Source organism: Microbacterium sp. 22242, from assembly GCF_052045495.1.
Classification (GTDB): domain Bacteria; phylum Actinomycetota; class Actinomycetes; order Actinomycetales; family Microbacteriaceae; genus Microbacterium.
The window spans coordinates 218,297-244,870 of the sequence record NZ_JBQEOZ010000005.1 but is presented as its reverse complement, the minus strand read 5'-3'; the positions used below and the strand labels follow the sequence as shown (position 1 = coordinate 244,870).

Below are 26,574 nucleotides of genomic sequence, written 5' to 3'. Positions count from 1 at the left end.
AAAAGTATATAACACCTGATATCTAAATGGAAGCGCTCCTCCGGATCGACGGCGGCGAGCCGGGGAGAGGGGCGCGTCCCGATCGCGTCACCGGGCGGCGCGACCGGCGATCCGTGCGGAGAGCTGGTGGGCGTGCGCGAGCAGGGTGCGGCCGAGGGCGGGCAGCCGATCCGGCCCGAAGCGGAACTCGACGCCGGTCAGGCTGAGCGCCCACTCCGCCCGGCCGTCCCGGTCGAACACCGCCGCGCCCATGCCCCAGCTGCCCTCGACGATGAGGCCGGGATTGACCGCGTAGCCGCGGGCCTTGGTCTCGGCGAGCCGGCGGCGCAACGGCGTCTCGGCGTGCGCGCGCCCCCAGCTCTCGCCGAGGTCGGGGTGCCGGGAGAGATAGGCATCCACATCGTGGTCGGGCAGGAAGGACAGGATCGCCAGGCCGGCGCTCGCCACGCCGAGGGGGAAGCGCACCCCCTCGCTGAGCACGAAGGACCGGATCGGGAACGCTCCCTCCTCGCGCAGCAGGCACACGGTCTCGTCCGCACGCCGCACCGAGAGGAACGCGCTCTCCTCGGTCTTCACCGCGAGCGAGCGCACGATGTCGCGGGCGATCCCGGTGATGTCGTACCGCGCCGCGGCCACGGTTCCCATGAGATAGAGCTCGGGCCCCGGCATCCACCGTGCGGTGTGCGGATCCTGATCGACCAGGCCCTCGGCCCGCAACGCCGACAGCAGCCGGTGCGCGGTGGAGCGACTGAGGCCGGAGCCCGCGGCGAGCTCGTGCAGCGGGGCGCCATCGGCCGACGCCGTCACCAGCCGCAGCAGCCCGGCGGCACGGGCGATCGCCTGCGCACCGGGCACCGTGCGCCGTGCAGCGGACCGCTGTTCCATGATGTGGACGCTAGCGAGCAACCCGCCCACATCGCAAGCGCGCGCTTGAGGCCGGCGGCACCGAGGGCGGAAGGTGGAACCGAATCCCTCACGAAGGAGTGGCGAGTGATCGACAAGCAATGGCCGTCCGCCGCGGACGCGGTGGCCGACATCCCCGACGGCGCGTCGCTCGCCGTCGGCGGGTTCGGGCTCTCCGGCAATCCCATCGCCCTGATCGAGGCGCTCCTCGCGCAGGGCACCAAGGACCTCAGCGTGGTCAGCAACAACTGCGGCGTGGACGACTGGGGGCTCGGAATCCTGCTCGGCGCCCACCGGATCCGCAAGATGACCTCGTCCTACGTGGGGGAGAACAAGGAGTTCGAGCGGCAGTTCCTCTCCGGCGAACTCGAACTCGAGCTGACGCCGCAGGGCACCCTCGCCGAGAAGCTGCGGGCCGGGGGATCCGGGATCGCCGCGTTCTACACGCAGACCGGCGTCGGCACCCAGGTGTCGGAGGGTGGCCTGCCGCGGCGCTACGCACCCGACGGCACGATCGCGGTGGCGTCCCCTGCGAAGGACGTGCGGGCGTTCGAGGTGCGCGGCATGCGCCGGCAGTTCGTCCTCGAGGAGGCGATCACGACGGACTACGCCCTCGTGCACGCCGCGGTCGGGGACCGGCACGGCAACCTGATCTTCAACAAGGCGGCGCGGAACTTCAACCCGCTCGCCGCGATGGCGGGCCGCGTCTGCATCGCGCAGGTGGAGCGGCTCGTCGAACCCGGGGAGCTGGACCCGGACCGGGTGCACCTGCCCGGCGTGTACGTGCACCGGATCGTCGAGGTCGGACCCGGCATCGAGAAGCGGATCGAGCGCCGCACGGTGCGCTCGGCGGACTCCGGGACCGGAGAGGTGTGAGATGGCGCTGACACGGGACGAGATGGCGGCGCGCGCGGCGCGCGAGCTGACGGACGGGTCGTACGTGAACCTCGGCATCGGGCTGCCCACGCTCGTGCCCAACCACGTGCCGGACGGGGTGACCGTCGTGCTGCAGTCCGAGAACGGGATCCTCGGCGTCGGTCCCTACCCGGCCGACGACGCGGTCGACCCCGACCTCATCAACGCGGGCAAGGAGACGGTGACCACGCTGCCGGGGTCCGCGTTCTTCGACTCAGGGCTGAGCTTCGGGATGATCCGCGGCGGCAAGATCGACGCGGCCATCCTCGGCGCGATGCAGGTGAGCGCGATGGGAGACCTCGCGAACTGGATGATCCCCGGCAAGATGGTCAAAGGTCCCGGCGGCGCGATGGACCTCGTGCACGGCGCGGGGCGCGTGATCGTGCTGATGGAGCACGTCGCGCGGGACGGATCCCCGAAGATCGTCGTCGACTGCTCGCTGCCGCTCACCGGCCGCGGCGTGGTGGACAGGATCATCACGGACCTCGCCGTGATCGACGTCACCCCGGACGGATTGCTCCTGACCGAGCTCGCCCCCGGCGTGACGGTGCAGGATGTGATCGAGGCCACCGAACCCGCACTGCGCGTGGCCGAAGAACTCGAGGAGCGAGCATGAGCAGCGAACACGAGAACAGCCCCGAGGACGTCGTCGTCGTCGCAGCCGCACGCACCCCGCAGGGCCGGCTGAAGGGCCAGCTCGCCCCGTTCACGGCGCCGCAGCTCGGCGCGCTCGCGATCCGCGGTGCGCTCGAGCAGGGCGGGATCGACCCGGCCGAGATCGACGCCGTGATCGTCGGGCAGGTGCTCGCCGCCGGATCGGGGCAGAACGCGGCCCGGCAGGCCGCGATCGGCGCGGGCATCGGCTGGGACGTGCCGGCGCACTCCGTGAACAAGGTGTGCCTGTCCGGCCTCACCGCGGTGATCGACGCGGTGCGGATGATCCGCACCGGTGATGCGCTCACCGTCGTCACGGCAGGAATGGAGTCGATGACCCGCGCCCCGCACCTGCTGATGGGATCCCGCGACGGGTGGACGTACGGATCCGTCGAGGTGCTGGACCACATGGCCTACGACGGTCTCACCGACGCCTACGACGACGAGAGCATGGGCGCGTCGACGGAGCGGCACAACCCGCGTTTCGGGCTCACCCGCGAGGCGCAGGACGAGGTCGCCGCCCGCTCGCACCAGCGTGCCGCAGCGGCGCGTGCGGCGGGCGTATTCGACGCCGAGATCGTGCCGGTCATGGTGCCGCAGCGCAAGGGCGCCCTGCGACAGGCTCAGGAACCGATCGTGCTTACGGCCGACGAGGGGATCCGGCCGGACACCACGGTCGAATCCCTCGCCGGGCTCCGGCCCGCCTTCGCCGAGGGCGGCACCATCACCGCCGGCAACTCCTCGCAGATCTCCGACGGCGCCTCCTCGGTCATCGTCACCACACGCGGGAACGCCGAGGCGAAGGGGTGGCCGGTGCTCGTGACGATCGGTGCGAGCGGGCAGACCGCAGGGCCGGACAACTCGCTGCAGGCGCAGCCGGCGCGGGCGATCGAGCGCGCGCTGCAGAAGCAGGGCATCACCGTGCAGGACCTCGACCTCGTGGAGATCAACGAGGCGTTCGGCGCCGTGGTCGCCCGGTCGGCGACCGAGCTGGGCCTCGATCCCGAGATCGTCAACGTGCACGGCGGGGGCATCGCGATCGGGCACCCGATCGGCGCGAGCGGCAACCGCCTCGTCGTGCACGTGGCGCACGAGCTGGTGCGGCGCGGCACCGGCACCGCGGTGGTCGCGCTGTGCGGCGGCGGCGGGCAGGGCGAGGCGCTGGTCCTCACGCGCTGACGGGCGGCGGTGGCGGCATAGGATCGCCGGATGACGACCATCCACCCGCTGACCGCCGATGACCGCGACGACTGGCAGCCCCTGTGGGCGGCCTACATCGAGTTCTACGAGTCCACGGTGGCGGACGACGTGACGGACACGACCTTCGCCCGCTTCCTGGACCCGGCGGTGCCGATGCATGCCGCGCTGGCGCGGGACGAGGCGGGGCAGGCGATCGGGTTCGTGCACTGGCTCGAGCACCCCGCGACGTGGTCGAAGAGCGGTTACACCTATCTCGAGGATCTGTTCGTGGATCCGGACGTGCGCGGCGGAGGCGTCGGCCGCGCGCTCATCGCGCAGGTCGCCGAGGCGGCACGGGAGTGCGGCAGCGGCAAGGTGTACTGGCTGACGCAGGAGGGCAACGCGACGGCACGGGCGCTCTACGACCGGGTGGCGAAGCGCACCGGCTTCCTGCACTACGAGATCGGGCTGGACTGAATCGGGCTGGACGGGAGTTCGGGCTGGACGGAGACGGATCCGGCAGGCCGGTTCCCGGGGCCCCGGGTCAGGCCTTGCGCGTCCCCCGCACGGCCTTCTCCTGCGCCTTGAGCGCCTTCTCCTCGGCCTTCAGCGTCTTCTTCGCGCGCTTCATCTGCGTCGGCGCGACGGGGGAGTCGTAGGAGACGATCTCACCGCGCTCGTCCTTGCGCATGTCGACGATCGCGCCGACCGCGAGCGCGATCGTGATGCCCCAGCTCAGCCAGGCGAGCACCGCCCGCCACGTGATCGGGGCGTCGCGCGTGCCGCGCAGGAGCGCGATGCCGCTGGAGACAGCGCTGAACAGGCCGCTGGCGAAGACGTAGTTGCGCATGCGTCCACGGTACCCGAGCGAGGAGAAACGGCAACGATCTAGACTGGAGGCACCAGCTGTGCAACAACCGGCCGCCGGCTCCCCGGCGGACAGCGGCGGCACCCGGACCGCGTCCGTGCACGCGGCAGAATCGTGAGTCGATCCGCCATGACCCCGGCCCCGCCCTCCGTCCCCGCGCCCACCCTCTTCCGGCTCGCCGGGCTCCCGTACTTCCTGATCGCGTTCGTCGCGCGCCTGCCGTTCGCGATGATGGTCGTCGGCACCCTGACCCTCGCGGTCGCCGCCCGTGAGTCCCTGTCGCTGGGCGGGCTCACCCCCGCGTCCGTCGGCATCGGCACCGCCTGCTTCGGACCGCTGCTGGGCGCCGCCGCGGATCGCTACGGTCAGCGCGCCGTCCTCGGGACCCTGGCGGTCGCGAACGCGGCCGCCCTGATCGCGTTCGCCCTCGTCGTCTACTCGCCGGCCGCGGAGCCGTTCGTGCTGCTCAGCGCCTTCGCGATCGGCGCGACCGCGCCGCAGGTCTCGCCGATGTCCCGCTCGCGTCTGGTCACGATCGTCGCCGAGCGGATCCCGGCCGGGCGCCGTGCGAGGACCACCTCCGCGACGATGGCCTACGAATCGGCGGCGGACGAGACCGTCTTCGTGTTCGGGCCGTTCCTGGTCGGCGTGCTCGCGACGACGATCGCCCCGTGGGTGCCGCTCGCGGTCGCTGCGGCGCTGATCGTCGTGTTCGTCGGCGCGTTCGCGCTGCACCCGAGCGCCGCGCACGTGTCCGTGCAGCGCGGAGCCGACGGGCGCGCCGCCTCGAAGGCCTCCGCGCTGCTCCGGCCGCGGCTGCTCGTCGTGGTGGCCGGCATGTTCGGCGTGGGGCTGTTCTTCGGCGCGGTGCTCACCGCGCTGACCGCGTTCATGACGGAGCGCGGACGCCCCGAGGAGGCGGGCCTGCTGTACGGCGCGATGGGCGTCGGATCTGCGATCTTGGCCCTCGGCGTGGCGTTCCTGCCCGCGCGGTTCCCGCTGCCCGCCCGCTGGCTGGTGTTCGCCGGCCTGCTCTTCGGCGCCAGCCTGCTGCTGCTGTCGGTGGGCGACGTGAGCGCGATGCTCATCGCGCTCACGCTCATGGGCTTCGGCATCGGGCCGACCCTGGTCACCCAGTTCAGCCTGGGTACCGTCTTCGGTCCGGTCGACCGCTCCGCGACCGTGATGACGATGCTCGGATCCGCGCTGATCGTGGGGCAGGCGATCGGCTCCGTGGTCACCGGTCAGGTCTCGGAGTCGGCCGGCGCGCAGAGCGCGCTCGTGCTGCCGGTGCTCGCCGCCGGGTTCGTGCTGCTCGCCGGGATCGGCGACGCGCTGCTGGCGCTCGCCGGGCGGCGCCGTGCGCACGCGGCTCAGCCGGGGCGCGCGTCTCAGCCGGGGCGCGGCCCGAACCCGGCGGGAGCGTCGCAGCCGGCTCCGCAGGCCGACTCGGTGGCTTAGTCCGGCGTCCGGTTGGTTAGCCTGGAGAGGCCATCCCGCTGCAGTGAGGAGCACCCCATGTCCGCAGCTTCATCGTCCGCGTCCTTCGTCATCGTCGCCAACCGGCTGCCCGTCGACCGCGTGCAGGGTCCCGACGGCGAGGAGATCTGGCGGCGCTCGCCCGGCGGTCTGGTCGCCGCGCTGGAGCCCGTCATGCAGTCCGCCGACGGCGCGTGGGTCGGCTGGGCCGGCCAGCCCGACGTGGAACAGGCGCCGTTCAGCGCCGACGGCATCCGGCTGCTTCCGGTCACGCTCTCGGCCCAGGACGTCGAGGAGTACTACGAGGGCTTCTCGAACGACACCATCTGGCCGCTCTACCACGACGTCATCTCCTCGCCGCAGTACCACCGCGAGTGGTGGGACGCCTACGTGCGGGTGAACCGGCGATTCGCAGAGCGCGCCGCCGAGGCCACCGCGAAGGACGGCACGGTCTGGGTGCACGACTACCAGCTCCAGCTCGTGCCCGCGTTCCTGCGCGAGTTGCGCCCCGACCTCACGATCGGCTACTTCCACCACATCCCGTTCCCGGCGCACGGGCTGTACGCGCAGCTGCCCTGGCGGGATCAGGTGCTGCAGGGCCTGCTCGGCGCCGATGTGGTCGGGTTCCAGCGAGCCCAGGACGCCACCAACTTCCTCACCGCGGTACGGCGCCGGCTGCGCCTCGAGGTCAAGGGCTCCTCGGTCGTCGTGCCGTACGGAGGCCCCCGCGTCGTCACCGCCCGCGCCTTCCCGATCTCGATCGACACCGTCCCGTACACCGAGCTCGCCGCGCGGCCCGACGTGCGCGCGCGGGCCGCGGAGATCCGGGAGGGCCTCGGCAACCCGAAGAAGATCCTCCTCGGCGTCGACCGCCTCGACTACACCAAGGGGATCGGCCACCGGATCAAGGCGTTCGGCGAGCTGCTCGACGCCGGCCGGCTCTCCGTCGAGGAGGTCACCCTGGTCCAGGTCGCGAGCCCGAGCCGCGAGCGCGTCGACGCGTATGCGCAGCTGCGCGACGAGATCGAGCTGGCGGTCGCGCGGATCAACGGCGATCACGACACCGTCGAGCACACCGCGATCCGCTACCTGCATCAGGGCTTCCCGCGCGAGGAGATGGTCGCGCTCTACCTCGCCGCCGACGCGATGCTGGTCACCGCGCTGCGGGACGGCATGAACCTCGTCGCGAAGGAGTACGTCGCCACCCGCAGCGACCACCGCGGCGTGCTCGTGCTCAGCGAGTTCACCGGCGCAGCCGACGAGCTTCGCCAGGCGGTGCTGGTGAACCCGCACGACATCGAGGGGCTCAAGGACGCGATCATGCAGGCCGTGGAGATGCCCCCGCGCGAGCAGACCCGGCGCATGCGCGCGCTGCGCAAGCGCGTGCTCGAGAACGACGTGAACGACTGGTCGCGGGACTTCCTCGCGGCGCTCGACGATGTGCGGAGGACCCGATGACCCGAGACTGGACCCCCGGCGCCGAGGACGAGGCGCTCGACGCCCTCGCCGACGCCCCCCGGCTGCTGATCGCCCTCGACTTCGACGGCACGGTGTCCCCGCACGTGGCCGATCCGATGACCGCGCGGGCGCTGCCGGCCGCAGTGCAGGCGGTCGACCGGCTCGCCGCGCTGCCCGACACGTTCGTCGCGTACGTCTCCGGCCGCAGCCTGCACGACCTGCAGGAGATCACCGAGCACGACGGTGCGTCGTCCGTGCTCCTCGCCGGATCCCACGGAGCCCAGTTCTGGTTCCCCGACACCGGCGAGGAGACCGACCTCTCCACGGAGCCCGCGGACCGCGCGGAGGTGATCTCCGAGCTGCGCTCGCTGATCGCCGACCTCGACGGCGTCGTGTACGAGCCGAAGACGTTCGGCTTCGGCGTGCACACGCGCACCGCCGCCCCTGGGCAGGAGGAGCTCGCCTTCGTCCGCGTGGAGAAGTGGGCGCCTGAGCGGATCCCGTCCTGGCGGCGCCGCACCGGACATCACCTGCGCGAGTACTCCTGGCGCTCCGAGGGCAAGGACGTCGCGCTGAAGCGGCTGCGCGAGCACGTGAACGCCTCGGCGGTGCTGTTCGCCGGCGACGATGTCACCGACGAGGACGGCATGCGCACCCTCGTCGGCGATGACCTCGGCGTGCGGATCGGGCCGGGGGAGACCGCCGCGACCCTTCGCGTGCCGGATCCGGACGCGTTCGCCGCCCTGCTCGCGGCTCTCGCGGATCTCCGCGCCGAGCGCCGGACGCAGGGCTGAGGCCCTGCGGATCCGCCCGGGCGACGCGCGCGGATCGTCCGACGCCGGGCAATAGACTGCTTCCATGCGCGCGCTGCACGGATCCGACCGTCCGGCCTTCGCGCGCGCGGCCGTCGGGCACGGTGCCCGCCCTGACTCGGGCGCCCCGGATCATGCGTTAGGCTGGATGCACGTTCGAGCGGTGATCGGCACAACCGGATCCCGGATCGGACGCAGAGCTCCGGCCGTCGTCCAGGCCGCCGGGCGCGATGGTGATCTGATTCGGGTCGATATCGCGGCTCGCGCTCTCGACCCACTCGTCGATGAGCCAGAGCCGGGCTCCCGCCGTCGAGGGCGTTCCCGACGCGCCGAGCCGATCTCTCCGCGCTGCACCCGAGGCGTTCCAGCCCAGCATCTCCGACCCGCGAGGCCCGTGCACGGCCCTGCCGGCCGGACTGTCCTCCGCGACGGGGTGCTGCCCCGCCGATCGTCCATCACCGCAAGGAACCTTCATGACCGCTGACACCGCTCCAGCCGTCCCGCGTCCGCCCGCCCGCCCGGCGACCGCACCCGTTCTCACGGGTGCGCAGGCCGTCGTGCGCTCCCTCGAGCTCCTCGGGGTCACCGACGTCTTCGGGATCCCCGGCGGCGCGATCATGGAGGTCTACGACCCGCTGCTGAGCTCGACCGAGCTCCGCCACATCCTGGTGCGGCACGAGCAGGGCGGCGGGCATGCCGCCGAGGGCTACGCCACCGCGTCCGGCAAGGTCGGCGTGACGATCGCCACCTCCGGCCCCGGCGCGACCAACCTGGTCACCGCGATCGCCGACGCCTACATGGACTCGATCCCGATCGTGGCGATCACCGGCCAGGTGTTCTCCCGGCTGATGGGCACGGATGCGTTCCAGGAGGCGGACATCGTCGGCATCACGATGCCGGTGACCAAGCACTCGATCCTGGTCAAGGACCCCGCCGAGATCCCCGGCGCGCTCGCCGCGGCCTTCGAGATCGCCGGCACCGGCCGCCCAGGCCCGGTGCTCGTGGACATCACCAAGGACGCGCAGCAGGCCACCGCGCCGTTCATCTGGCCGCCGAAGTACGACCTGCCCGGCTACCGCCCGGTGACGAAGGCGCACGGCAAGCAGATCCAGGCGGCGGCCACGCTGCTGGCCGAGGCGAAGAAGCCGGTGCTGTACGTAGGCGGCGGCGTGATCCGCGGGCGCGCGTCCGCCGAGCTGCTCGCGTTCGCCGAGCTCACCGGAGCGCCCGTGGTGACCACGCTGATGGCGCGCGGCGCCTTCCCCGACTCGCACCCGCAGCACGTCGGCATGCCCGGCATGCACGGCACGGTGCCGGCCGTCCTGGCGCTGCAGGAGGCCGATCTGCTGATCGCCCTCGGCACCCGCTTCGACGACCGGGTCACCGGCAAGGCGGAGCTGTTCGCCCCGGACGCCAAGGTCGTGCACGTCGACATCGACCCGGCCGAGATCTCGAAGATCCGCACCGCGGACGTGCCGATCGTGGGCGGCGTGCGCGAGGTCCTCGTCGACCTGGAGACCGCGTTCCGCGGCCTCACCGGCGGCGCGAAGGGCGACATCGAGGAGTGGTGGGCGTACCTGGACGGGCTGCGCGCCGAGTTCCCGCTCGGCTACGCGGAGCCGGACGACGGACTGCTCTCCCCGCAGCACGTGATCCAGCGCATCGGCGAGCTCACCGGGCCGGAGGCCGTGTACGCGGCCGGCGTGGGACAGCACCAGATGTGGGCGGCGCAGTTCATCAAGTACGAGCGCCCGAACTCCTGGCTGAACTCCGGGGGCGCCGGCACCATGGGCTACGCGGTCCCCGCGGCCATGGGCGCCAAGGTCGCCGAGCCTGAGCGGGTGGTGTGGGCGATCGACGGCGACGGCTGCTTCCAGATGACCAACCAGGAGCTCGCCACCTGCGTCATCAACGAGATCCCGATCAAGGTCGCGATCATCAACAACTCCTCCCTCGGCATGGTGCGGCAGTGGCAGACCCTGTTCTACGAGGGCCGGCACTCCAACACCGACCTGAACACCGGGCACGGCACGATCCGGATCCCCGACTTCGTCAAGCTCGCGGAGGCGTACGGCTGCCTCGCGATCCGCGTGGAGAAGGAGGAGGAGATCGACGCCGCGATCAAGCTCGCGCTCGAGACCAACGACCGCCCCGTCGTGATCGACTTCGTCGTGAGCGCCGACGCCATGGTCTGGCCGATGGTGCCGCAGGGCGTCAGCAACAGCTACATCCAGTACGCGCGCGACCACGCGCCCGCCTTCGACGAGGAGGACTGATCCATGTCCACGCATGTGCTGAGCCTCCTGGTGGAGGACACCCCCGGTCTGCTGACCCGCGTCGCGGGCCTGTTCGCCCGGCGCGGCTTCAACATCGAGTCCCTCGCGGTCGGCGTGACCGAGGTGCCGGGCATCTCCCGGATCACGGTCGTCGTCGACGTCGAGGAGTTCCCGCTCGAGCAGGTGACCAAGCAGCTGAACAAGCTCATCAACGTCATCAAGATCGTCGAGCTGGAGCAGAGCGCGTCCGTGCAGCGCGAGCACATGCTCATCAAGGTGCGCACAGACAACAACAGCCGCTCGAACGTGCTCGAGGTCGTCAGCCTCTTCCGCGCCTCGGTGGTCGACTATGCGCCGGAGGCGCTGGTCGTCGAGGTCACCGGCGACAAGGGCAAGGTCGAGGCGCTGCTCAAGGCCCTCGAGCCGTTCGGGATCAAGGAGCTCGCCCAGTCGGGTCTGCTCGCGATCGGCCGCGGCGGCAAGAGCATCACCGAGCGCGTGCTGCGCGGCTGATCCCCCGAACTTCAAGAACCCCTCAACAAGGAGAGACAAAACAGTGAGCACCGAGATCTTCTACGACGCCGACGCCGATCTGTCGATCATCCAGAACAAGAAGGTCGCCATCGTCGGCTACGGCTCGCAGGGCCACGCCCACGCGATGAACCTGCGCGACAGCGGCGTCGAGGTCGCGATCGCCCTCAAGGAGGGCTCGCGTTCGATCGCCAAGGCCGAGGAGGCCGGCTTCGCGGTCAAGACCGTCGCCGACGCCACGCAGTGGGCCGACCTGATCATGATCCTCGCGCCGGACCAGCACCAGCGCGGCATCTACCGCGAGTCGATCGCGCCGAACCTGACCGCGGGCAAGACTCTCGCCTTCGCGCACGGCTTCAACATCCGCTTCGGCTACATCGACGCGCCCGAGGGCGTCGACGTGATCCTGATCGCCCCGAAGGCCCCCGGCCACACCGTGCGTCGCGAGTTCGTCGCCGGCCGCGGCATCCCGGACATCATCGCCGTCGAGAAGGACGCCTCCGGCACCGCCTGGGCGACTGCGCTCTCGTACGCGAAGGCGATCGGCGGCACGCGTGCCGGCGTCATCAAGACGACCTTCACCGAGGAGACCGAGACCGACCTGTTCGGCGAGCAGGCCGTGCTCTGCGGTGGCATGAGCCACCTCGTGCAGGCCGGCTTCGAGACCCTCACCGAGGCGGGCTACCAGCCGCAGATCGCCTACTTCGAGGTGCTGCACGAGCTCAAGCTCATCGTCGACCTGATGTGGGAGGGCGGCATCGCCAAGCAGCGCTGGTCGATCTCCGACACCGCCGAGTTCGGCGATTACGTCTCGGGCCCGCGCATCATCGACGCGGGTGTCAAGCAGCGCATGCAGGACGTCCTCGCGGACATCCAGTCCGGTGCGTTCGCGAAGCGCTTCATCGAGGACCAGGACAACGGCGCCGTCGAGTTCCTCGCCCTGCGCGAGAAGGAGCAGGGGCACCCGATCGAGGCCACCGGCAAGGAGCTGCGCGCTCTGTTCGCGTGGAAGCAGACCGACGAGGACTACGTCGAGGGCTCGGCCGCACGCTGATCCGTCGCGGCACGGAGAACGGGCGTCCCTTCGGGGGCGCCCGTTCTCGCTTTCCGGCCGGATCTCACGCCGGGAAGGCGACTCCCTCGCCGACGACGCGGAGCGCGATCCTCTGCCCGTGCCGTGCGAGGGCCGCGTTCCAGTGCCGGATCGTGATCGCCGGGGGCTCGGCGGGCAGGCGCGGGTCGGAGTCGGGGCGCGGCTCCAGCCGGATCCGGACCGACGTCTCCGCACCCGAGTAGACGCCGCCCTGCACCGTGGCGCGGATCGGCGAATCGGCCACGATCCGCACCTGCTCCGGACGCAGCATCAGCTGCACCCGGCCCTGCGCCGGCGGGTTGCGCACGGGCACGTAGCCGAGCGCGCAGGATGCGAGGGACCCGTCCAGCCACGCGTCCAGCACGATCGCCTCGCCGAGGAACTCCGCGACCTCCCGATCGACCGGGCGGGTGTACACGACGAACGGGTGGCCGGTCTGCACGAGCCGGCCGTCGCGCATGACGGCGACCTGATCCGAGAAGCTGAGCGCCTCGGATTGATCGTGTGTGACGAGCACGGTCGTCGTGCCGGCGTCGGTGAGGATCGAGGCCACGGCGTCCCTGGTCGCCGCGCGCAGTCCGGTGTCCAGCGCCGAGAACGGCTCGTCCAGCAGCATCAGCTCGGGTCTGCGCGCGAGCGCCCTGGCGATCCCGACGCGCTGCTGCTGCCCGCCGGAGAGCTGGTCCGGGCGGCGCTCGGCGACGTCCCTGGGCAGCGCGACGAGGTCGAGCAGCTCGGCGACGCGGGCCCGGCGGGCGCGCCGGTCCAGCTGCTCCAGACCGAAGGCGATGTTGCGCTCCACGGAGAGGTGCGGGAACAGTCCGCCGTCCTGCGTGACGTAGCCGATGCCGCGGCGGTGCACCGGCACCCAGGCGCCCTCGCCGGCGACCCTGGTGGCTCCGAGCGCGACCTCGCCGGCGTCCGGCCTGGTGAATCCGGCGATCACCCGCAGCAGCGTGGTCTTCCCGGATCCTGACGCTCCGACCACCGCCGTGATGCCGCCGCGCTGCACCGCGAGGTCGACGCCGTGCAGCACTTCGCGTCCGCCGTAGGAGGCGGTGACGCCGGACACCCGCAGATGCGCGGTCGGAAGCGGCCCGGTGCCCGCCGCGGGTGCGGCACCGGAGGAGCCCAGGTTGTGCGCGGTCATCGAGCCACCGCCTTCGTGGATTGGCGGAACAGGAGGTAGGTCATCGGCGCGGACAGCACGATCAGCAGCAGCGCGTACGGCGCGGCCCCGGCGAAGTCGATCTCGGTGGACAGCGACCAGAACCGGGTGGCCAGGGTGCTCACCCCGATCGGGGAGAGCAGCAGAGTGGCGGTGAGCTCCCCGGCGACCGCGAGGAACACCATCGCGAGCGCCGCAGCGGTGGCCGGGGCGACGAGGCGGAGCGTGACGCCCGCGAACGCGCGCAGCGGCGGCCGTCCCAGCGCCTGCGCAGCTTCCTCGAGGTTGGGCGGGGCGAGCGCGATCCCGGCCTGCAGCGGCACGAGGGCGCGCGGCAGGAACAGCAGCGCGTACGCGATCAGCAGCAGCACCACGCTCTGGTAGATCGCCGGCAGGAAGCCCAGCGAGATCGTGACGAGCGCGAGCGCCAGCACGATCCCCGGCATCGAGCTGGTGACGTAGTTGGTGCGCTCGAGGATCCGGCTGAGCGGACCGGGATGGCGCACCGCGAGCCAGGCGAGCGGGAACGCCGCGAGCACCGTGACCGCGCCGCCGCCGAGCGCCAGCCCGAGGGTCTGCAGGAGCGAGGGCAGGAGCTCGGGCGCCTGCCACACGCGACCGCCGCCGTAGCCCAGCCAGCCGCCGATCACGACCGCGGGCACGCCGAGGGAGAGCGCCGCCAGCCCGGCGAGGACGAGCTGCGCGGGGGCCTGCCAGCCGCGCAGCTTCACGCGGCGCGGCGGAGCCGGGGTGCCGGATCCGACCCTGGCGTAACGGGCGCGCCCGCGCGCGCGGCTCTCCGCGACCAGCAGCACGAGGCAGAGCAGCGTCAGCACACCGGCCAGCATGCTCCCCGCCGAGCCGTTGAAGGTGGACCGGTACTGGTCCATGATCGCCGTCGTGAACGTGTCGAAGCGCACCAGCGCGAACGCGCCGTACTCGCTGAGCAGATGCAGCCCGACCAGCAGCGCCCCGCCGAGCAGGGCGAGACGCAGCTGCGGCAGCACCGTGCCGAAGAACACCCGCACCGGTCCCCGGCCGAGGCTCGCGGCCGCCTGCTCGAGCGCCGGGTCGAGCCGGGCCAGCGCCGCGCGCACGGGCAGATAGACGAGGGGGAAGTACGACAGCGTCGCGAGCAGCACGCCCGAGCCGAGGCCCGCGAGGGACGGGATCGCGGAGACCCAGGCGTACGAGTTCACGAACGCGGGGATCGCGAGCGGCATGGCGAGGACCGCGCCCCAGAATCCGTGACCGGCGAGAGAGGTGCGCTCCACGAGCCAGGCCCCGCCGACGCCGAGCACCGCGCACAGCGGCACCGTGAGCACCACCAGCAGGACCGTGTTCAGCAGCAGCTCGCCCACCCGCGGGCGGAAGATCAACGCGATCGAGTCCGCGGCGCCGATGTGCACGGTCGTCGTGATCACGAACAGCAGCGGCAGCAGGGACAGCGCCGCCACGATCGCGGCTGCCAGGACGACGCCGACGGGCGGNCGCCCGTCGGGAAGCGGCTGTGGTGGTGATGTCCTGTCCTAGAGCAGGCCGGCCTTGGTCATCAGATCCGTGACCTGCTTCGAGTTCAGCGTAGCCGGATCGACGGTGGGCGCCTGCAGGTCCTCGAGCGGGACGAGCTTCGGGTTGGCGGCGACGCCGGAGCCGACGGGGTACTCGAAGGAGGTGCCGGTCTGCAGGATCTTCTGCCCCTCGACGCCGGTGACGAAGGCGAGGAACTTCTGTGCTGCGGCCTGGTGCTTGCTGGACTTCAGGACCCCGCCGCCGGAGATCGACACGAACGCGCCCGGATCCTGGTTCTTGAAGTAGTGCAGCGCGACGTTCTTCGAGTTCTCGCCGGTCTGCGCCTGGTCGCCGAACCAGTAGTAGTGGTAGATCACGGCGCAGTCCACCTCGCCGGCGTTCACGGCCTTCATCGCGGTGGAGTTGCCCTTGTACGCGACCGAGTTGGCCTTCATCGCGGTCAGCCACTTCTCCGCGGCGTCTGCGCCCTTCAGCTGGACGAGCGCGGACACGATCGCCTGGAAGTCGGCGCCGGACGGGGAGGCGGCCCAGCGGCCCTTCCAGGACGGGTCGGCGAGATCCATCAGCGAGGCCGGCAGCTGCGCCTCGGTGAGCTTGCTCTTGTTGTACGCGAGCACCGTGGAGCGGGCAGCGATCCCGACCCACTTGCCGGAGGACGGCCGGTACTCGGCGGGCACGTTCTTCAGCGCCTCTGCTCCGGGGGAGCCGAGCAGGCCGGCCTTCTCGACCGCCGACATGGACGGCGAGTTCTCGGTGAGGAACACGTCGGCGGGGGAGCGGTCCCCCTCCTGGATGAGCTGCTGGGCCACCTCGGGATCCTCGCCGTTGCGCACCTGTACCTTGATGCCCGTCGCCTTCGTGAACGCGTCGATCCAGGACTGCGTGAGCTCCTCGTGCTGCGCGTTGTAGACCGTGATGGTGTCACCGGCGCCGGCACTGCCCGACGGCGAAGGGCTCGCGGAGCTGCAGGCGGCGAGCGCGAGGGCGGCGACGGCGGCCGCGGTCGCGGCGGAGAGCAGACGGAGGGAACGATGCACAGGATGTCCTTCGAACGGGGTGGCGCGGGAAGCCGCGCATCACATGATAGGTAAGGCAAGCCTCACTCGCCAACCTGATGATCTTCCTGTGAACGGCGGCCGCGCATCGCGGCGCCGCCTCACCGCCTTGTCGGAAGCGTCACGCGAGACCGTAGAACCGCGCCGCGTTGCGCCAGAGGACGGCATCCGCGTCGATGCCGCGCTGCACGGCCCAGTCCGCTACGGCCCGTGCCCAGGCGCTGCGGCTGTCGGACCGGTAGCAGGGGGAGAGCTCCCCGCCGACGGCCGAGACGGGCCAGTCGCTGCCCCACAGCAGACGGTCGGCGCCGAACGCCTCGGCCGCCTCGTCCAGGAACGGGTGCAGCTGGGCGGCGCTCCACTGCCCGCCGGCCTCCGCGGGCAGCCCGGACAGCTTGACGCACGCCTGCGGATGCTCGGCCAGCTCCCGCAGATCCCTCCGCCAGGCGGCCGCGGGGCGCAACGGTTCCGAGGCCGTGCCGACGGCGGGCTTCCCGAGGTGGTCGAGCACGATCGGCAGCTCCGGCACCGCACCGGCGAGCGCCGAGACATCGGACAGCTGGTGCGCGCGCACGCAGGCGTCGAACCGCAACCCGTGGCCGACGAGGGCCGCGGCGCCGTCGAGGAACGCCGGGCTGAGCGCCGTGCCGTCGGGCTCGTCCTGCAGATTGTGCCGCACGCCCACCACCTCGGCGATCCCGGCGAGCACCGCGACCTGCGCACTCGTGGCCGCACCGCGGTCGAGCCGCGCCCCGGCGACGATGCCGACGACTCCGGTACGGGGCGCGCTCTCGGCGACCCAGCGCACCTCGTCGAGGAACTGGGCCTCGACGCACTCCGCCTGCACGAACACCGCTGCCGTGCGCTCCGTGCCGTCGATCGCCGCCTGCGCCAGCTCGGCGTCGGCGAAGCGCCGGGCGAGGGCGCCGTCGAGCCACTCGTAGTCGAGGCGGGACGGATCCCACAGGTGCAGATGGGAGTCCAGGACGCGCATCCTGCCATCCTCGCGCATCGGGGTCGCCGCGCGCCACAGACATCCGATGTCCGCGGAGACCTTAGGATGACGCCATGGCAGTGACCGACGAGGCGATCGAGAAGATCAAGGCGATGATCGTGTCGGGTGAGCTCGGCCCGGGGGATCGACTGCCGCCGGAGAAGGAGCTCGCCGAGCGCCTCGGCCTGAGCCGCAACTCGATGCGCGAGGCGGTCAAGGCGCTCGAGGTGATCCGGGTGCTGGACGTGCGCCGCGGCGACGGCACCTACGTCACCAGCCTCGAACCGCACCTGCTGCTCGAGGCGATCAGCTTCGTGATCGACATGCACGACGACGACTCGCTGCTCGAGCTGTTCGCGGTGCGGCGGATGCTCGAGTCGCAGGCGACGGGTCTGGCCGCCACGCACGGCGACGACGAGGCCATCGCGGCGCTGCAGGAGGAGGTCGCGGGAGTCGACGCGGGCGTCTCGATCGACGATCTGGTCGCGCACGACGTCCGCTTCCATCAGGACATCGTGCGGATGACGGGCAACGGCTACCTGGCCGGCCTGATCGAGAGCCTCTCCAGCCAGACCATCCGCGCCCGCGTGTGGCGCGGGCTCACCGAGCAGGGCGCGGTGGAGCGCACGCTCTCGGAGCACCGCGCGNTCGCGCAGCGCGATCCGGCCCTCGCCACCTCGCTCGCCACCGCCCACATCGCGGGCGTCGAGCGCTGGCTGCGCCAGGCAGCCCAGGCCTGAGCCGCAGGTCGTCCGCCCCGTGCCCTGCGCCCGGCCGGGCGTGGGCGTCTGGGCCGGCGCGCACGGGCCCGGTGGCGGCTACTCCGGACGCAGGCGCAGCTGCGCCATGCCGCCGTCGACCTCGAGGAAGGTTCCGGTGGTGGACCCGGATGCGGGACTGACGAGGTACAGCACGGCACCGGCGACCTCGTCCGGCGAGACCAGGCGGCCGTGCGGCTGGCGGGCGTTCAGTGCGGCGCGCTCGGCCTCGGGATCCGGTGCGGAGTCGAGCAGCCGGCTCACCCAGGGCGTGTCGGCGGTGCCGGGGTTGACCGCGTTCACGCGGATCCCCTCGCGGAGGTGATCCGCGGCCATCGCGCGCGTGAGCGCCGAGACCGCCCCCTTCGACGCCGAGTAGAGCGCGCGCTGCGGCAGGCCCGTGGTCGAGGCGATCGACGCGGTGTTGCAGATGGCGGCGGAGGGGGAGCGACGCAGCCACGGCAATGCCGCGGCCGAGACGCGCGCGATGCCGGTGACGTTGATCGAGAGCACGCGCGCCCACTCGTCGTCGTCGTTCGCGGCGACGTCGCCTTGCGCGCCGATGCCCGCGTTGTTCACGACGATGTCGATGCGGCCGAAGCGCTCGCCGATCGCGGCGACCGCGGCGTCCACGCTCGCGCGGTCCGAGACGTCGGCGGTGAACGCCGCGAAGCGCGGATCCGCGTTCGTCACATCGCGATCGAGCACCGCGACCTGCGCTCCCTGGCCGTGCAGCTGCGCGGCGATGGCCGCGCCGATCCCGGACGCGCCGCCCGTGACGATCGCGACGAGCCCCTCCACCTGCGATCCCTGCATTTCGACAGGCTCAGTGACCGATCGAATATTCATGCCCGTGCCTCCCATGCCGTGAACCCCTGACGCTGGCCGCCCAGCCCCTCGATGTCGACCTCGACGACGTCCCCGGCGCGCAGGTACGGGAACTTCCCGCCGAATGCGACGCCCTGCGGCGTGCCGGTGAGGATCAGGTCGCCGGGCTCGAGGGTGATGTACTGCGAGATGTGGTGCACGATCTCGGCGACCGGGAAGATCATGTCGCTCGTCGACGAGTCCTGGCGCGGCTCGCCGTTCACGAAGCTGCGCAGGCGCAGATTCTGCACCTCGACCTCGTCCGGGGTGACCAGCCACGGGCCGGTCGGGTTGAACCCGAACGCCGCCTTGCCCTTCGACCACTGCCCGCCGGAGACCTCCATCTGGAAGGCGCGCTCCGACACGTCGTTGCAGACCACGTAGCCGGCGATGTGCGCGGCGGAATCGGCGGGGGAGTCGAGGTAGGCGGCGCGGGCGCCGATCACGACGCCGAGCTCCACCTCCCAGTCGGTCTTCTGGCTGCCGCGGGGGATGGTCACCGCGTCGTCGGGGCCGACGACCGTGTTCGGGGTCTTCAGGAACAGGATCGGGACCGTGGGCGGCTCGGCCCCCGACTCGCGGGCGTGCGCGGCGTAGTTCTGCCCCACGCAGATCACGGCGCTGGGCCGCGCGATCGGCGCGCCGATGCGGAGCGCGTCCGCGTCGGCCAGTTCCGGCAGGGTGCCGGCATCGAGAGCGGCACGGGTGCGCGCCACGGGGTCTGCGGCGAGGAAGTCGCCGTTCACATCGGAGGTCACGGCCCGAAGATCGTAGGTACGGTCTTCGGCGATGACGACCGGGATCTCGGATCCCGGGTCGCCCAGACGCGCGAACTTCATGATTCTCCTGCCTTCTCCTGGGGACGAGTGGATCCGCCGCCGGAACGATGTGAGCGGATGCATCCCGCGTTGACAGTATAGACATCCGATGTTTACACTCCAACTGTCGAGAAGCGTCCCCGCCGTCTGCGTGGCGCCTCCCGACGGCCCGCCCAGAACAGGAGAACCGTGAGCCGCATCGTCGCGCTGGAGACCAGCGACATCCGATTCCCCACCTCGCTGAGCCTGGACGGCTCGGACGCGATGAACCCCGATCCCGACTACTCCGCGGCGTACGTGATCGTGCGCACCGACGCCGCGGACGGCGTCGACGGGCACGCGTTCGTGTTCACGATCGGCCGCGGCAACGACGTGCAGGTCGCCGGCATCGATGCGCTTGCGGGGCACCTCGTCGGCCGTGAGCTGGAGCCGCTGCTCGACGACCTGGGCGGCACGTTCCGGGAGATCATCGGCGACTCGCAGTTGCGCTGGCTCGGCCCGGAGAAGGGCGTCATGCACATGGCGATCGGCGCCGTGATCAACGCCCTGTGGGACATCAAGGCCAAGCGCGCCGGGCTCCCGCTCTGGCAGCTGCTCGCGCGGATGACGCCGGAGGAGATCGCCGGCCTCGTCGACTTCCGCTACCTCGGCAACGCGCTCACCCGCGACGACGCCCTGCGGATCCTGCGCGCGGCGGAACCGGGGCGGGCGGAGCGGGAGCGCGAACTGCTCGCCACCGGCTACCCGGGCTACACCACGAGCCCCGGCTGGCTGGGCTACTCGGACGAGAAGCTCGAGCGCCTCGCCCTCCAGGCGTTGGCCGACGGCTTCACCCAGATCAAACTCAAAGTCGGCGCCGATCTCGAGGACGACATCCGCCGGTTCCGCAAGGCGCGCGAGGTGTGCGGCCCGGACTTCCCGATCGCGATCGACGCCAACCAGCGCTGGGAGGTGTCCGAGGCGATCGCGTGGGTGAACGCGCTGGCCGAGTTCCATCCCGCGTGGATCGAGGAGCCGACGAGCCCCGACGACGTGCTCGGTCACGCCGAGATCGCGCGCGGGGTCGCCCCGATCCGCGTCGCCACCGGCGAGCACGCGCAGAACCGGGTGATCTTCAAGCAGCTGCTGCAGGCCGAGGCGATCCAGGTCATGCAGATCGACGCGGTGCGCGTGGCGGGTGTGAACGAGAACATCGCGAATCTGCTGCTCGCCGCCAAATTCGGCGTGCCGGTCTGCCCGCACGCCGGCGGCGTCGGCCTGTGCGAGGCGGTGCAGCACCTGTCCATGTTCGACTTCGTCGCCGTCTCCGGCAGCCGCGAGGGGCGCATGATCGAGTACGTGGATCACCTGCACGAGCACTTCGTGGTGCCGACCGACATCCGCGGCGGCTCCTACACCGCTCCGACCGCACCGGGCAACGGCATGGAGATGAAGGCGGCCAGCCGCGCCGAGTTCACCTGGACCGGCGAGCACCGTGAGGCGGCCGCGCATGTCTGAGTCCTTCGACACCGCGGCCCGCCCCGCGATCCCGGCCCTGGGCTACGGCGCCGCGAACGTCGGCAACCTGTTCCGCGCGCTCACCGACGACGAGGCCTGGGCCGTGCTGGACGCCGCGTGGGAGAGCGGGATCCGCCTCTACGACACGGCCCCGCACTACGGACTCGGGCTCTCGGAGCGACGGCTCGGGGCGTTCCTGCAGACCAAGCCGCGGGACGAATACGTCCTCTCCACCAAGGCGGGGCGCCTCCTGCGACCGAACCCCGATCACGTCGCGGGCGGGCTCGACACGGCGAACGACTTCTTCGTCCCGGACGATCTGCAGCGCGCGTGGGACTTCTCGGAGGCGGGGATCCGCGCCAGCCTCGACGAGTCGCGCGAGCGCCTGGGCATCGAACGCATCGACATCCTCTACCTGCACGACCCGGAGCGGCACGATCTGGAGCTGGCGCTCGCCGAGGCGTTCCCTGCGCTCGAGTCGCTCCGAGCGGCGGGCGAGGTCGGACGGATCGGCATCGGATCCATGACGTCCGACGCGCTCACCGCCGCCGTGCGCTCCGCCGACCTCGACACGATCATGGTCGCCGGTCGCTACACCCTGCTGGAGCAGCCGGCCGCCGCCGACGTGATCCCGGCCTGCGCCGAGCGCGGCGTGGGCATCGTCGCCGCCTCGGTGTTCAATTCCGGGCTGCTCGCGCAGAGCGAACCGCACCGCGACGGACGCTACGAGTACGGCACGCTGCCCGAGGAGCTCTGGCAGCGGCTCGTGCGCATCGCGGACGTCTGCCGGGCGCACGACGTGCCGCTGCCGGCCGCCGCGATCCAGTACCCGCTGCAGTCCGCCACGGTGGAGTCGGTCGTCGTCGGCGGCAGCCGCCCCGCGCAGCTCCGCCAGAACGCCGAGCTCGCGGCGCTCGCCATCCCCGCGGATCTCTGGCGCGAACTGGCGTCCGAAGCGCTGATCCCGGCCTGACACCCGGCCGGACGACGAAAGGGAACCACATGCTCGAGGGAATCGACCCCCTGCTCACGGGCGAGCTGCTCCTGCACCTCGATCGCATGGGCCACTCCGACGCGGTCGTCGTGGCGGACGCGCATTTCCCGGCGTGGGCGCTCGGGGCGCGCGTCGTCGACCTGCCCGGAACGACGACGCCGGCCGTCGTCGCCGCGATCCGTTCGGTGCTGCCGCTCGACGATGCGCCCGGCATGGACCTCATGACCTCGGCCGACGGCGCCGTGCTCGACGTGCAGCGCGAGCTCATGCGCGCCGCCGGCACCGACGAGCACGGCACGCGCTTCGTGGAGCGCTTCGCCTACTACGACGTCGCGAAGGGCGCGTACCTGATCGTGCGCACCGGCGAGACCCGCACGTACGGCAACGCCCTGCTGCGCAAGGGCGTCGTCGGACACCCGTCCGCCTGAACCGCACCGCACACCCAGGATCGAGAAGGAGCAGAGATGCGACAGCAGTGGTTCGACGAGGCCCGATTCGGGATGTTCGTGCACTTCGGCGCCTACAGCGGCGCGGCACGCCACGAATGGGTGCAGAACTTCGAGCGCCTGACGGCCGAGGAGTACCGGGTCTACGTCGACCATTTCGATCCCGACCTCTTCGACGCCACCGCACTCGCCCGCCGCGCCAAAGCCACCGGCATGGGCTACGTCGTGCTCACGACGAAGCACCACGACGGGTTCTGCCTCTGGGATTCGGCGCTCACCGACTACACCTCGGTGGCGGTCTGCGGCCGCGATCTCGTCCGCGAGTACGTGGACGCGCTGCGCGCCGAGGGGCTGCGCGTGGGGCTCTACCATTCGCTGATCGACTGGCACCACCCGGACTTCACCGTCGACGGCAACCACCCGCGGCGAGGCGACGAGGCCGAACGGGACCGCAACGCGCAGCGCGACATGAGCCGGTACCGTGCGTACCTGCACGGGCAGGTCCGCGAGCTCCTCACGCGGTACGGCGACATCGACTATCTCTTCTTCGACTTCACCTCCCCCGAGGAGAAGGACGGCTGGGCGGGCAAGGGGCCGGAGGACTGGGACGCGGAGGGACTGCTCGCGCTCTGCCGCGAACTGCAGCCCGAGATGCTCGTGAACGACCGTCTGGGGATCCCCGGCGACTTCGTCACGCCGGAGCAGTACCAGCCGACCGCGCCGATCGTCGTCGACGGCGTACCCCAGGTCTGGGAGGCGTGTCAGACGATCAACGGCTCGTGGGGCTACCACCGCGACAACCACGACCAGAAGTCCGCCGTCCTGCTGGCGCAGATGCTCGCGGACTCCGTGTCGATGGACGGCAACATGCTCCTCAACGTCGGGCCGGACGGCCGGGGCAGCATCGCCCCGCGCGACGAGCGTGTGCTCACCGAGCTCGGCGAGTGGATGCGGCTGCACCGCGGGGCGATCGTGGGCGCCGGCCACGCCCCCTTCGCCGCGCCGCGCGAAGGCGTCTACACGCGGCGCGGCGACCGCCTCTACTTGCACCTGTTCTCCTGGCCGCTCGGCCACGTGCACCTCGAGGGGCTCGCCGATCGGGTGACCTACGCGCGGCTGCTGAACGACGGATCCTGGCTGAAGACGTCGGTCACCGATCCGGACCAGGAGGCGAATCTCATGACGCCGGCGGGGCAGGCCGAGGGCACCCTCACCGTGCACCTGCCGGTGCGGCGCCCCGACGTGCTGATCCCGGTCATCGAGCTGACCCTCACGCCCGGCGCCTGACCGGTTCGGGCCCGCGGCTCAGGCGACCGGGTCGACGAGCTCCATCGCCAGCCGGGCCGCGCCGTACAGCGCCGCATCCGGTCCAGTCCCGGCGGACTCGATCCGCAGGGTCTGGGTGGCGAGCGGGTGACAGGCCTCGTACACCCGGCTGCGCACGGCGGCGAGGAAGGGCTCGCTCGCGCTCATGCTGCCGGTGAGGAACACGGCGTGCGGGTTGAAGAAGTTGACCACGCCCGAGAGCACCTGGCCGAGGTGCGTGCCCGCCGTGCGCACGAGCGTGGTCGCGATCGGGTCGCCGTTGCGCGCGAGCTCCAGCACCTCGGCGGCGCCGGAAACGGCGACGCCGCGCTCGCGCATCTGGCGGACGAGCCCCGCGCCGCTCGCGATGGTCTCCAGGCAGCCGTGGTTGCCGCAGGAGCACGGGATGTCCGCGGCCTCCGCGATGCGGGTGTGCGTGACGTCCCCGGCCGCGGCGGTGGCGCCGCGGTGCACGGAGCCGGCGACGATGATCCCGGATCCGATCGCCGTTCCGGCCTTGACGGTGATGCTGTGCTGATCCCGGGTGAGACTGCGATGGTGCTCGCCCAGCGCCATCAGGTTCGCGTCGTTGTCGACGACCGCGGGGACGCCGAAGCGTTCGCTGAGCGCCGCGCCGACGCGGAATCCGGGCCACCCGGGCATCCGCGAGGGCTGATCCACGCTGCCCGTCTCGAAGTCGACGGGGCCGGGCAGTGCGATGCCCACCGCTCGGATGTCTGTCCCCTCGGCGATCTCGCGCAGGCCCGCTTCGACGAGGGCGAGCGTCGCATCGGGTCCGTCGGCGATCGTGATCGGGATCGTCGCGGTCCGGTGCAGCTGACCGCCGAGATCCAGCAGCCCGAGTCGGGCGTGCTCGNAGCACACGGCGCTGCGTCCCGCCCAGCGAGAGGCGGCGGGCGCGGCGTCCGCCGGAGGACTGCGCCTGCCCGTTCTCCCGCAGGATCCCGGCATCGACGAGCTCCTGCACACGCAGGGAGACCGTGGACGGCGCGATGCCGAGCAGGCGGGCGAGATCCGAACGGGACAGCGCCTCGCCGCGCGTCACCAGCTCGACGATCTGCCGGGCGTGGTCGCCGACCGCCGCGGGCTCGCGGCGGTCGGGGGACCGGTCTGCCGAACGTGCCATGACACTTCCTTCGATGTCGAATGAAGAACACTCTAGCGGCAGTGCCGTAACGGCTGGGGACTTATCGCGGAATCATCCCGATCTGTCCCAGACATCCGATGTTCAGCTTGGCATTTCCGGATCGCTCTGTCAGGATGAGAGTACAACCCCGAACTACTTCGTTCGATCTCAAACGAAGCATGGATCTGTTCGTGCCTGAGGAGGCATTTCAATGAAGAAGACTCACCTCGTCCCCGCGGCGGCGTTCACGGTGGGCGCCGCGCTCGTGCTGACCGGCTGCGGCGGCTCGGGCAGCAGCACCGGCGCCGACGACAAGACCGTCGTCGTGGACATGTGGGCGGGATCCGCCGACGACACCAAGGCGCTGCAGGCGCAGATCGACGTCGCGAAGAAGCAGAACCCCGATCTGAAGATCGAGCTGCGCACCGCGCCGTGGAACGACTTCTTCACGAAGCTGACCACGAACATGGCCTCCGGCAACATGGCCTGCGTCACGGGCATGAACAGCGGCATGCTGTCCAGCTACACCGCGGGCTTCCAGAAGCTCACCGCGGACGACCTGAAGACCGCGGGGCTCAAGGAGGGCGACTTCGCCGCGGGCACCACCGAGATCCTGAAGAACAAGGGCGACCTGTACGGCCTGCCCTTCGACACCGCCACGATGCTCGTCTACTACAACGCCGACCAGCTCAAGGCCGCCGGCGCCGCCGACCCCACGCCGGGCTGGACGTTCGACGATTTCGAGAAGACCGCGAAGGCGGCCACCCGCGACGGCAAGCAGGGCTTCGCCGTCGGCATGGGCGACTTCCAGTGGCAGGCGCTGCCGATCGCGAAGGCGGGCGTGCAGCCGGCCACGCAGGACGGCAAACTGCAGCTCACGGACAAGAAGTTCTCCGACGCCGCGACCTGGTACGCGGGTCTCGTGACCGACCAGAAGGTCGCCCTGCCCGTCGCCAGCGCCTCCGACGGCGGCTGGGGCGAGGACCAGTACTCCAACGGCAACGCCGCGATGGCGGTCGACGGCACCTGGAACGCCGTCAGCTACCTGAAGAACGAGGCAGGCTTCACCGCGGGCATGGCGCCGCTGCCCTCCGAGTCCGGCAAGCCGCTGAGCCTCATCCTCGGCTCCGGCTACGGGATCTCCAAGACCTGCAAGAACAAGGACGCGGCGCTCAAGGTGCTCGGATCCCTGCTCAGCAAGGACTCGCAGGACTACATCGCGTCCTCTGGCCGCAGCTACCCGGCGCGCACCGAGAGCCAGCCGCTGTACTTCCAGTCGATCGACGAGAAGTACCGCGCGCAGGTCGAGAAGGTCTTCAAGGCCGCCTTCGCGAACGTGCAGGGGCAGTACGTCACCGACAACTGGTCGAAGGTCGGAACCTACATCCAGCCGCAGCTGGTGAGCGTCTACAACGGTCAGACCCCCATGGCCGACGTGCTCAAGAGCGCGCAGCAGCAGTTCGGCAAGTGATCCTCTCCCGGTCCGGCGGATCCGTCCGCCGGACCGGGACACCATCCTGGAAGAAGGAGGAACGGTGACCATCGCCGCATCCCGCCGCCGCGCGTCGCAGAGCCGGCGCGGTGCTCCGCCCCGACGCGGATCCCTCACCCGCGCGGAGGGTCGTCAGGCGCTCGGCTTCGCGAGCCCCGCACTGATCGGTCTCGCCGTGTTCACGGTCGTGCCGGTCGTGCTCTCCATCGTGATGAGCTTCTACAGCTGGCCGACGTTCGGCGACAAGACGTTCAACGGCGTGGGCAACTACGTCAAGCTGTTCACGGCGAGCCCTGACTTCTGGCCGGCGATGCGCAACACGGCGGTCTTCA

General features: G+C 71.2%; 25 protein-coding genes and 2 pseudogenes. 17 read left to right on the top strand and 10 right to left on the bottom strand.

The features are described from left to right. Positions 1–87: 87 nt before the first annotated feature. Complete coding sequence (locus ACTJJZ_RS07760) at positions 88–885, bottom strand: IclR family transcriptional regulator (protein ID WP_440720601.1); 798 nt, start codon at positions 883–885, stop codon at positions 88–90. Positions 886–990: 105 nt separating this feature from the next. Between ACTJJZ_RS07760 and ACTJJZ_RS07755 the strand changes: the two genes are divergently transcribed. Genes ACTJJZ_RS07755 through ACTJJZ_RS07740 form a run of 4 tightly spaced genes read left to right on the top strand, consistent with a single transcriptional unit; the run spans position 991 to position 4,128 of the window. Beyond that, the gene (locus ACTJJZ_RS07755; RefSeq protein ID WP_440720600.1) at positions 991–1,779 is read left to right on the top strand and encodes a CoA transferase subunit A; all 789 of its coding nucleotides are present in this window, start codon (positions 991–993) and stop codon (positions 1,777–1,779) included. Between the two features lies 1 nt (position 1,780). Further along, positions 1,781–2,434 (top strand): 3-oxoacid CoA-transferase subunit B, encoded by a 654-nt coding sequence (locus ACTJJZ_RS07750; protein ID WP_440720599.1) that lies wholly within the window; start codon positions 1,781–1,783, stop codon positions 2,432–2,434. After that, complete coding sequence (locus ACTJJZ_RS07745) at positions 2,431–3,651, top strand: acetyl-CoA C-acetyltransferase (RefSeq protein WP_440720598.1); 1,221 nt, start codon at positions 2,431–2,433, stop codon at positions 3,649–3,651. Before ACTJJZ_RS07750 ends, ACTJJZ_RS07745 begins: the two co-directional genes overlap by 4 nt. 30 nt (positions 3,652–3,681) lie before the next feature. Beyond that, on the top strand, positions 3,682–4,128 hold the full coding sequence (locus tag ACTJJZ_RS07740; RefSeq protein WP_440720597.1) for an N-acetyltransferase family protein: 447 nt from the start codon (positions 3,682–3,684) through the stop codon (positions 4,126–4,128). Positions 4,129–4,195: 67 nt separating this feature from the next. On the opposite strand, the gene ACTJJZ_RS07735 is transcribed toward ACTJJZ_RS07740, so the two are convergent. Then, the gene (locus tag ACTJJZ_RS07735; protein ID WP_440720596.1) at positions 4,196–4,501 is read right to left on the bottom strand and encodes a hypothetical protein; all 306 of its coding nucleotides are present in this window, start codon (positions 4,499–4,501) and stop codon (positions 4,196–4,198) included. Positions 4,502–4,648: 147 nt separating this feature from the next. On the opposite strand from ACTJJZ_RS07735, the gene ACTJJZ_RS07730 reads away from it, so the two are divergent. The 7 genes and pseudogenes from ACTJJZ_RS07730 (at position 4,649) to ilvC (ending at position 12,129) form a co-directional block, all read left to right on the top strand. Next, the gene (locus ACTJJZ_RS07730; protein ID WP_440720595.1) at positions 4,649–5,980 is read left to right on the top strand and encodes an MFS transporter; all 1,332 of its coding nucleotides are present in this window, start codon (positions 4,649–4,651) and stop codon (positions 5,978–5,980) included. Between the two features lie 57 nt (positions 5,981–6,037). Continuing rightward, positions 6,038–7,456 (top strand): alpha,alpha-trehalose-phosphate synthase (UDP-forming), encoded by a 1,419-nt coding sequence (locus ACTJJZ_RS07725; RefSeq protein ID WP_440720594.1) that lies wholly within the window; start codon positions 6,038–6,040, stop codon positions 7,454–7,456. After that, positions 7,453–8,250 (top strand): trehalose-phosphatase, encoded by a 798-nt coding sequence (gene otsB, locus ACTJJZ_RS07720; protein WP_440720593.1) that lies wholly within the window; start codon positions 7,453–7,455, stop codon positions 8,248–8,250. Before ACTJJZ_RS07725 ends, otsB begins: the two co-directional genes overlap by 4 nt. 187 nt (positions 8,251–8,437) lie before the next feature. Then, positions 8,438–8,752: pseudogene (locus tag ACTJJZ_RS07715) on the top strand (hypothetical protein); the annotation flags it as partial. Next, entirely contained in the window at positions 8,742–10,544 is a 1,803-nt protein-coding gene (locus ACTJJZ_RS07710) for an acetolactate synthase large subunit (RefSeq protein ID WP_440720592.1), read from the top strand. The pseudogene ACTJJZ_RS07715 and the gene ACTJJZ_RS07710, both read left to right, overlap by 11 nt. A gap of 3 nt (positions 10,545–10,547) precedes the next feature. Next, positions 10,548–11,057 carry an acetolactate synthase small subunit gene (gene ilvN / locus ACTJJZ_RS07705; RefSeq protein WP_440720591.1) on the top strand — a complete coding sequence of 170 codons (510 nt, stop codon included), beginning with the start codon at positions 10,548–10,550 and terminating at the stop codon, positions 11,055–11,057. A 43-nt stretch (positions 11,058–11,100) separates the two neighbouring features. Further along, positions 11,101–12,129 (top strand): ketol-acid reductoisomerase, encoded by a 1,029-nt coding sequence (gene ilvC / locus ACTJJZ_RS07700; protein ID WP_440720590.1) that lies wholly within the window; start codon positions 11,101–11,103, stop codon positions 12,127–12,129. A 64-nt stretch (positions 12,130–12,193) separates the two neighbouring features. On the opposite strand, the gene ACTJJZ_RS07695 is transcribed toward ilvC, so the two are convergent. The 4 genes from ACTJJZ_RS07695 to ACTJJZ_RS07680 form a co-directional block, all read right to left on the bottom strand. After that, on the bottom strand, positions 12,194–13,318 hold the full coding sequence (locus tag ACTJJZ_RS07695) for an ABC transporter ATP-binding protein (protein ID WP_440720589.1): 1,125 nt from the start codon (positions 13,316–13,318) through the stop codon (positions 12,194–12,196). Continuing rightward, a complete protein-coding gene (locus tag ACTJJZ_RS07690; protein ID WP_440720695.1) occupies positions 13,315–14,808 on the bottom strand; it encodes an ABC transporter permease in 1,494 nt (497 codons plus the stop codon). The genes ACTJJZ_RS07695 and ACTJJZ_RS07690 overlap by 4 nt, the downstream gene beginning before the upstream one ends. Before the next feature lie 57 nt (positions 14,809–14,865). Further along, positions 14,866–15,906 (bottom strand): iron ABC transporter substrate-binding protein, encoded by a 1,041-nt coding sequence (locus ACTJJZ_RS07685; protein ID WP_440720588.1) that lies wholly within the window; start codon positions 15,904–15,906, stop codon positions 14,866–14,868. A gap of 139 nt (positions 15,907–16,045) precedes the next feature. Next, a complete protein-coding gene (locus tag ACTJJZ_RS07680) occupies positions 16,046–16,918 on the bottom strand; it encodes an amidohydrolase family protein (protein WP_440720587.1) in 873 nt (290 codons plus the stop codon). Between the two features lie 74 nt (positions 16,919–16,992). Between ACTJJZ_RS07680 and ACTJJZ_RS07675 the strand changes: the two genes are divergently transcribed. After that, positions 16,993–17,658 carry a FadR/GntR family transcriptional regulator gene (locus ACTJJZ_RS07675; protein ID WP_440720586.1) on the top strand — a complete coding sequence of 222 codons (666 nt, stop codon included), beginning with the start codon at positions 16,993–16,995 and terminating at the stop codon, positions 17,656–17,658. 78 nt (positions 17,659–17,736) lie between these two features. Here ACTJJZ_RS07675 and ACTJJZ_RS07670 read toward each other — a convergent pair whose 3' ends face one another. Both ACTJJZ_RS07670 and ACTJJZ_RS07665 read right to left on the bottom strand, forming a co-directional pair. Next, positions 17,737–18,492 (bottom strand): SDR family NAD(P)-dependent oxidoreductase, encoded by a 756-nt coding sequence (locus tag ACTJJZ_RS07670; protein ID WP_440720585.1) that lies wholly within the window; start codon positions 18,490–18,492, stop codon positions 17,737–17,739. 29 nt (positions 18,493–18,521) lie between these two features. Next, positions 18,522–19,382, bottom strand: a complete 861-nt coding sequence (locus tag ACTJJZ_RS07665; protein WP_440720584.1) for a fumarylacetoacetate hydrolase family protein — start codon at positions 19,380–19,382, stop codon at positions 18,522–18,524. Positions 19,383–19,550: 168 nt separating this feature from the next. On the opposite strand from ACTJJZ_RS07665, the gene ACTJJZ_RS07660 reads away from it, so the two are divergent. The 4 genes from ACTJJZ_RS07660 to ACTJJZ_RS07645 are packed head-to-tail and all read left to right on the top strand — an operon-like array spanning position 19,551 to position 23,585. Next, entirely contained in the window at positions 19,551–20,858 is a 1,308-nt protein-coding gene (locus ACTJJZ_RS07660) for an enolase C-terminal domain-like protein (protein ID WP_440720583.1), read from the top strand. Next, the gene (locus ACTJJZ_RS07655) at positions 20,851–21,831 is read left to right on the top strand and encodes an aldo/keto reductase (protein WP_440720582.1); all 981 of its coding nucleotides are present in this window, start codon (positions 20,851–20,853) and stop codon (positions 21,829–21,831) included. Before ACTJJZ_RS07660 ends, ACTJJZ_RS07655 begins: the two co-directional genes overlap by 8 nt. A gap of 29 nt (positions 21,832–21,860) precedes the next feature. After that, positions 21,861–22,280, top strand: a complete 420-nt coding sequence (locus tag ACTJJZ_RS07650) for an RbsD/FucU family protein (protein ID WP_440720581.1) — start codon at positions 21,861–21,863, stop codon at positions 22,278–22,280. A gap of 36 nt (positions 22,281–22,316) precedes the next feature. Next, positions 22,317–23,585, top strand: a complete 1,269-nt coding sequence (locus ACTJJZ_RS07645; RefSeq protein ID WP_440720580.1) for an alpha-L-fucosidase — start codon at positions 22,317–22,319, stop codon at positions 23,583–23,585. Positions 23,586–23,603: 18 nt separating this feature from the next. On the opposite strand, the gene ACTJJZ_RS07640 is transcribed toward ACTJJZ_RS07645, so the two are convergent. Together ACTJJZ_RS07640 and ACTJJZ_RS07635 are read right to left on the bottom strand one after the other, a co-directional pair. Further along, positions 23,604–24,575, bottom strand: a complete 972-nt coding sequence (locus ACTJJZ_RS07640; RefSeq protein ID WP_440720579.1) for an ROK family protein — start codon at positions 24,573–24,575, stop codon at positions 23,604–23,606. 40 nt (positions 24,576–24,615) lie between these two features. Continuing rightward, a pseudogene (locus ACTJJZ_RS07635) lies at positions 24,616–24,750 on the bottom strand (hypothetical protein); the annotation flags it as partial. Positions 24,751–24,961: 211 nt separating this feature from the next. On the opposite strand from ACTJJZ_RS07635, the gene ACTJJZ_RS07630 reads away from it, so the two are divergent. Further along, positions 24,962–26,221, top strand: a complete 1,260-nt coding sequence (locus tag ACTJJZ_RS07630; protein ID WP_440720578.1) for an ABC transporter substrate-binding protein — start codon at positions 24,962–24,964, stop codon at positions 26,219–26,221. The last annotated feature ends 353 nt before the right edge of the window (positions 26,222–26,574 follow it).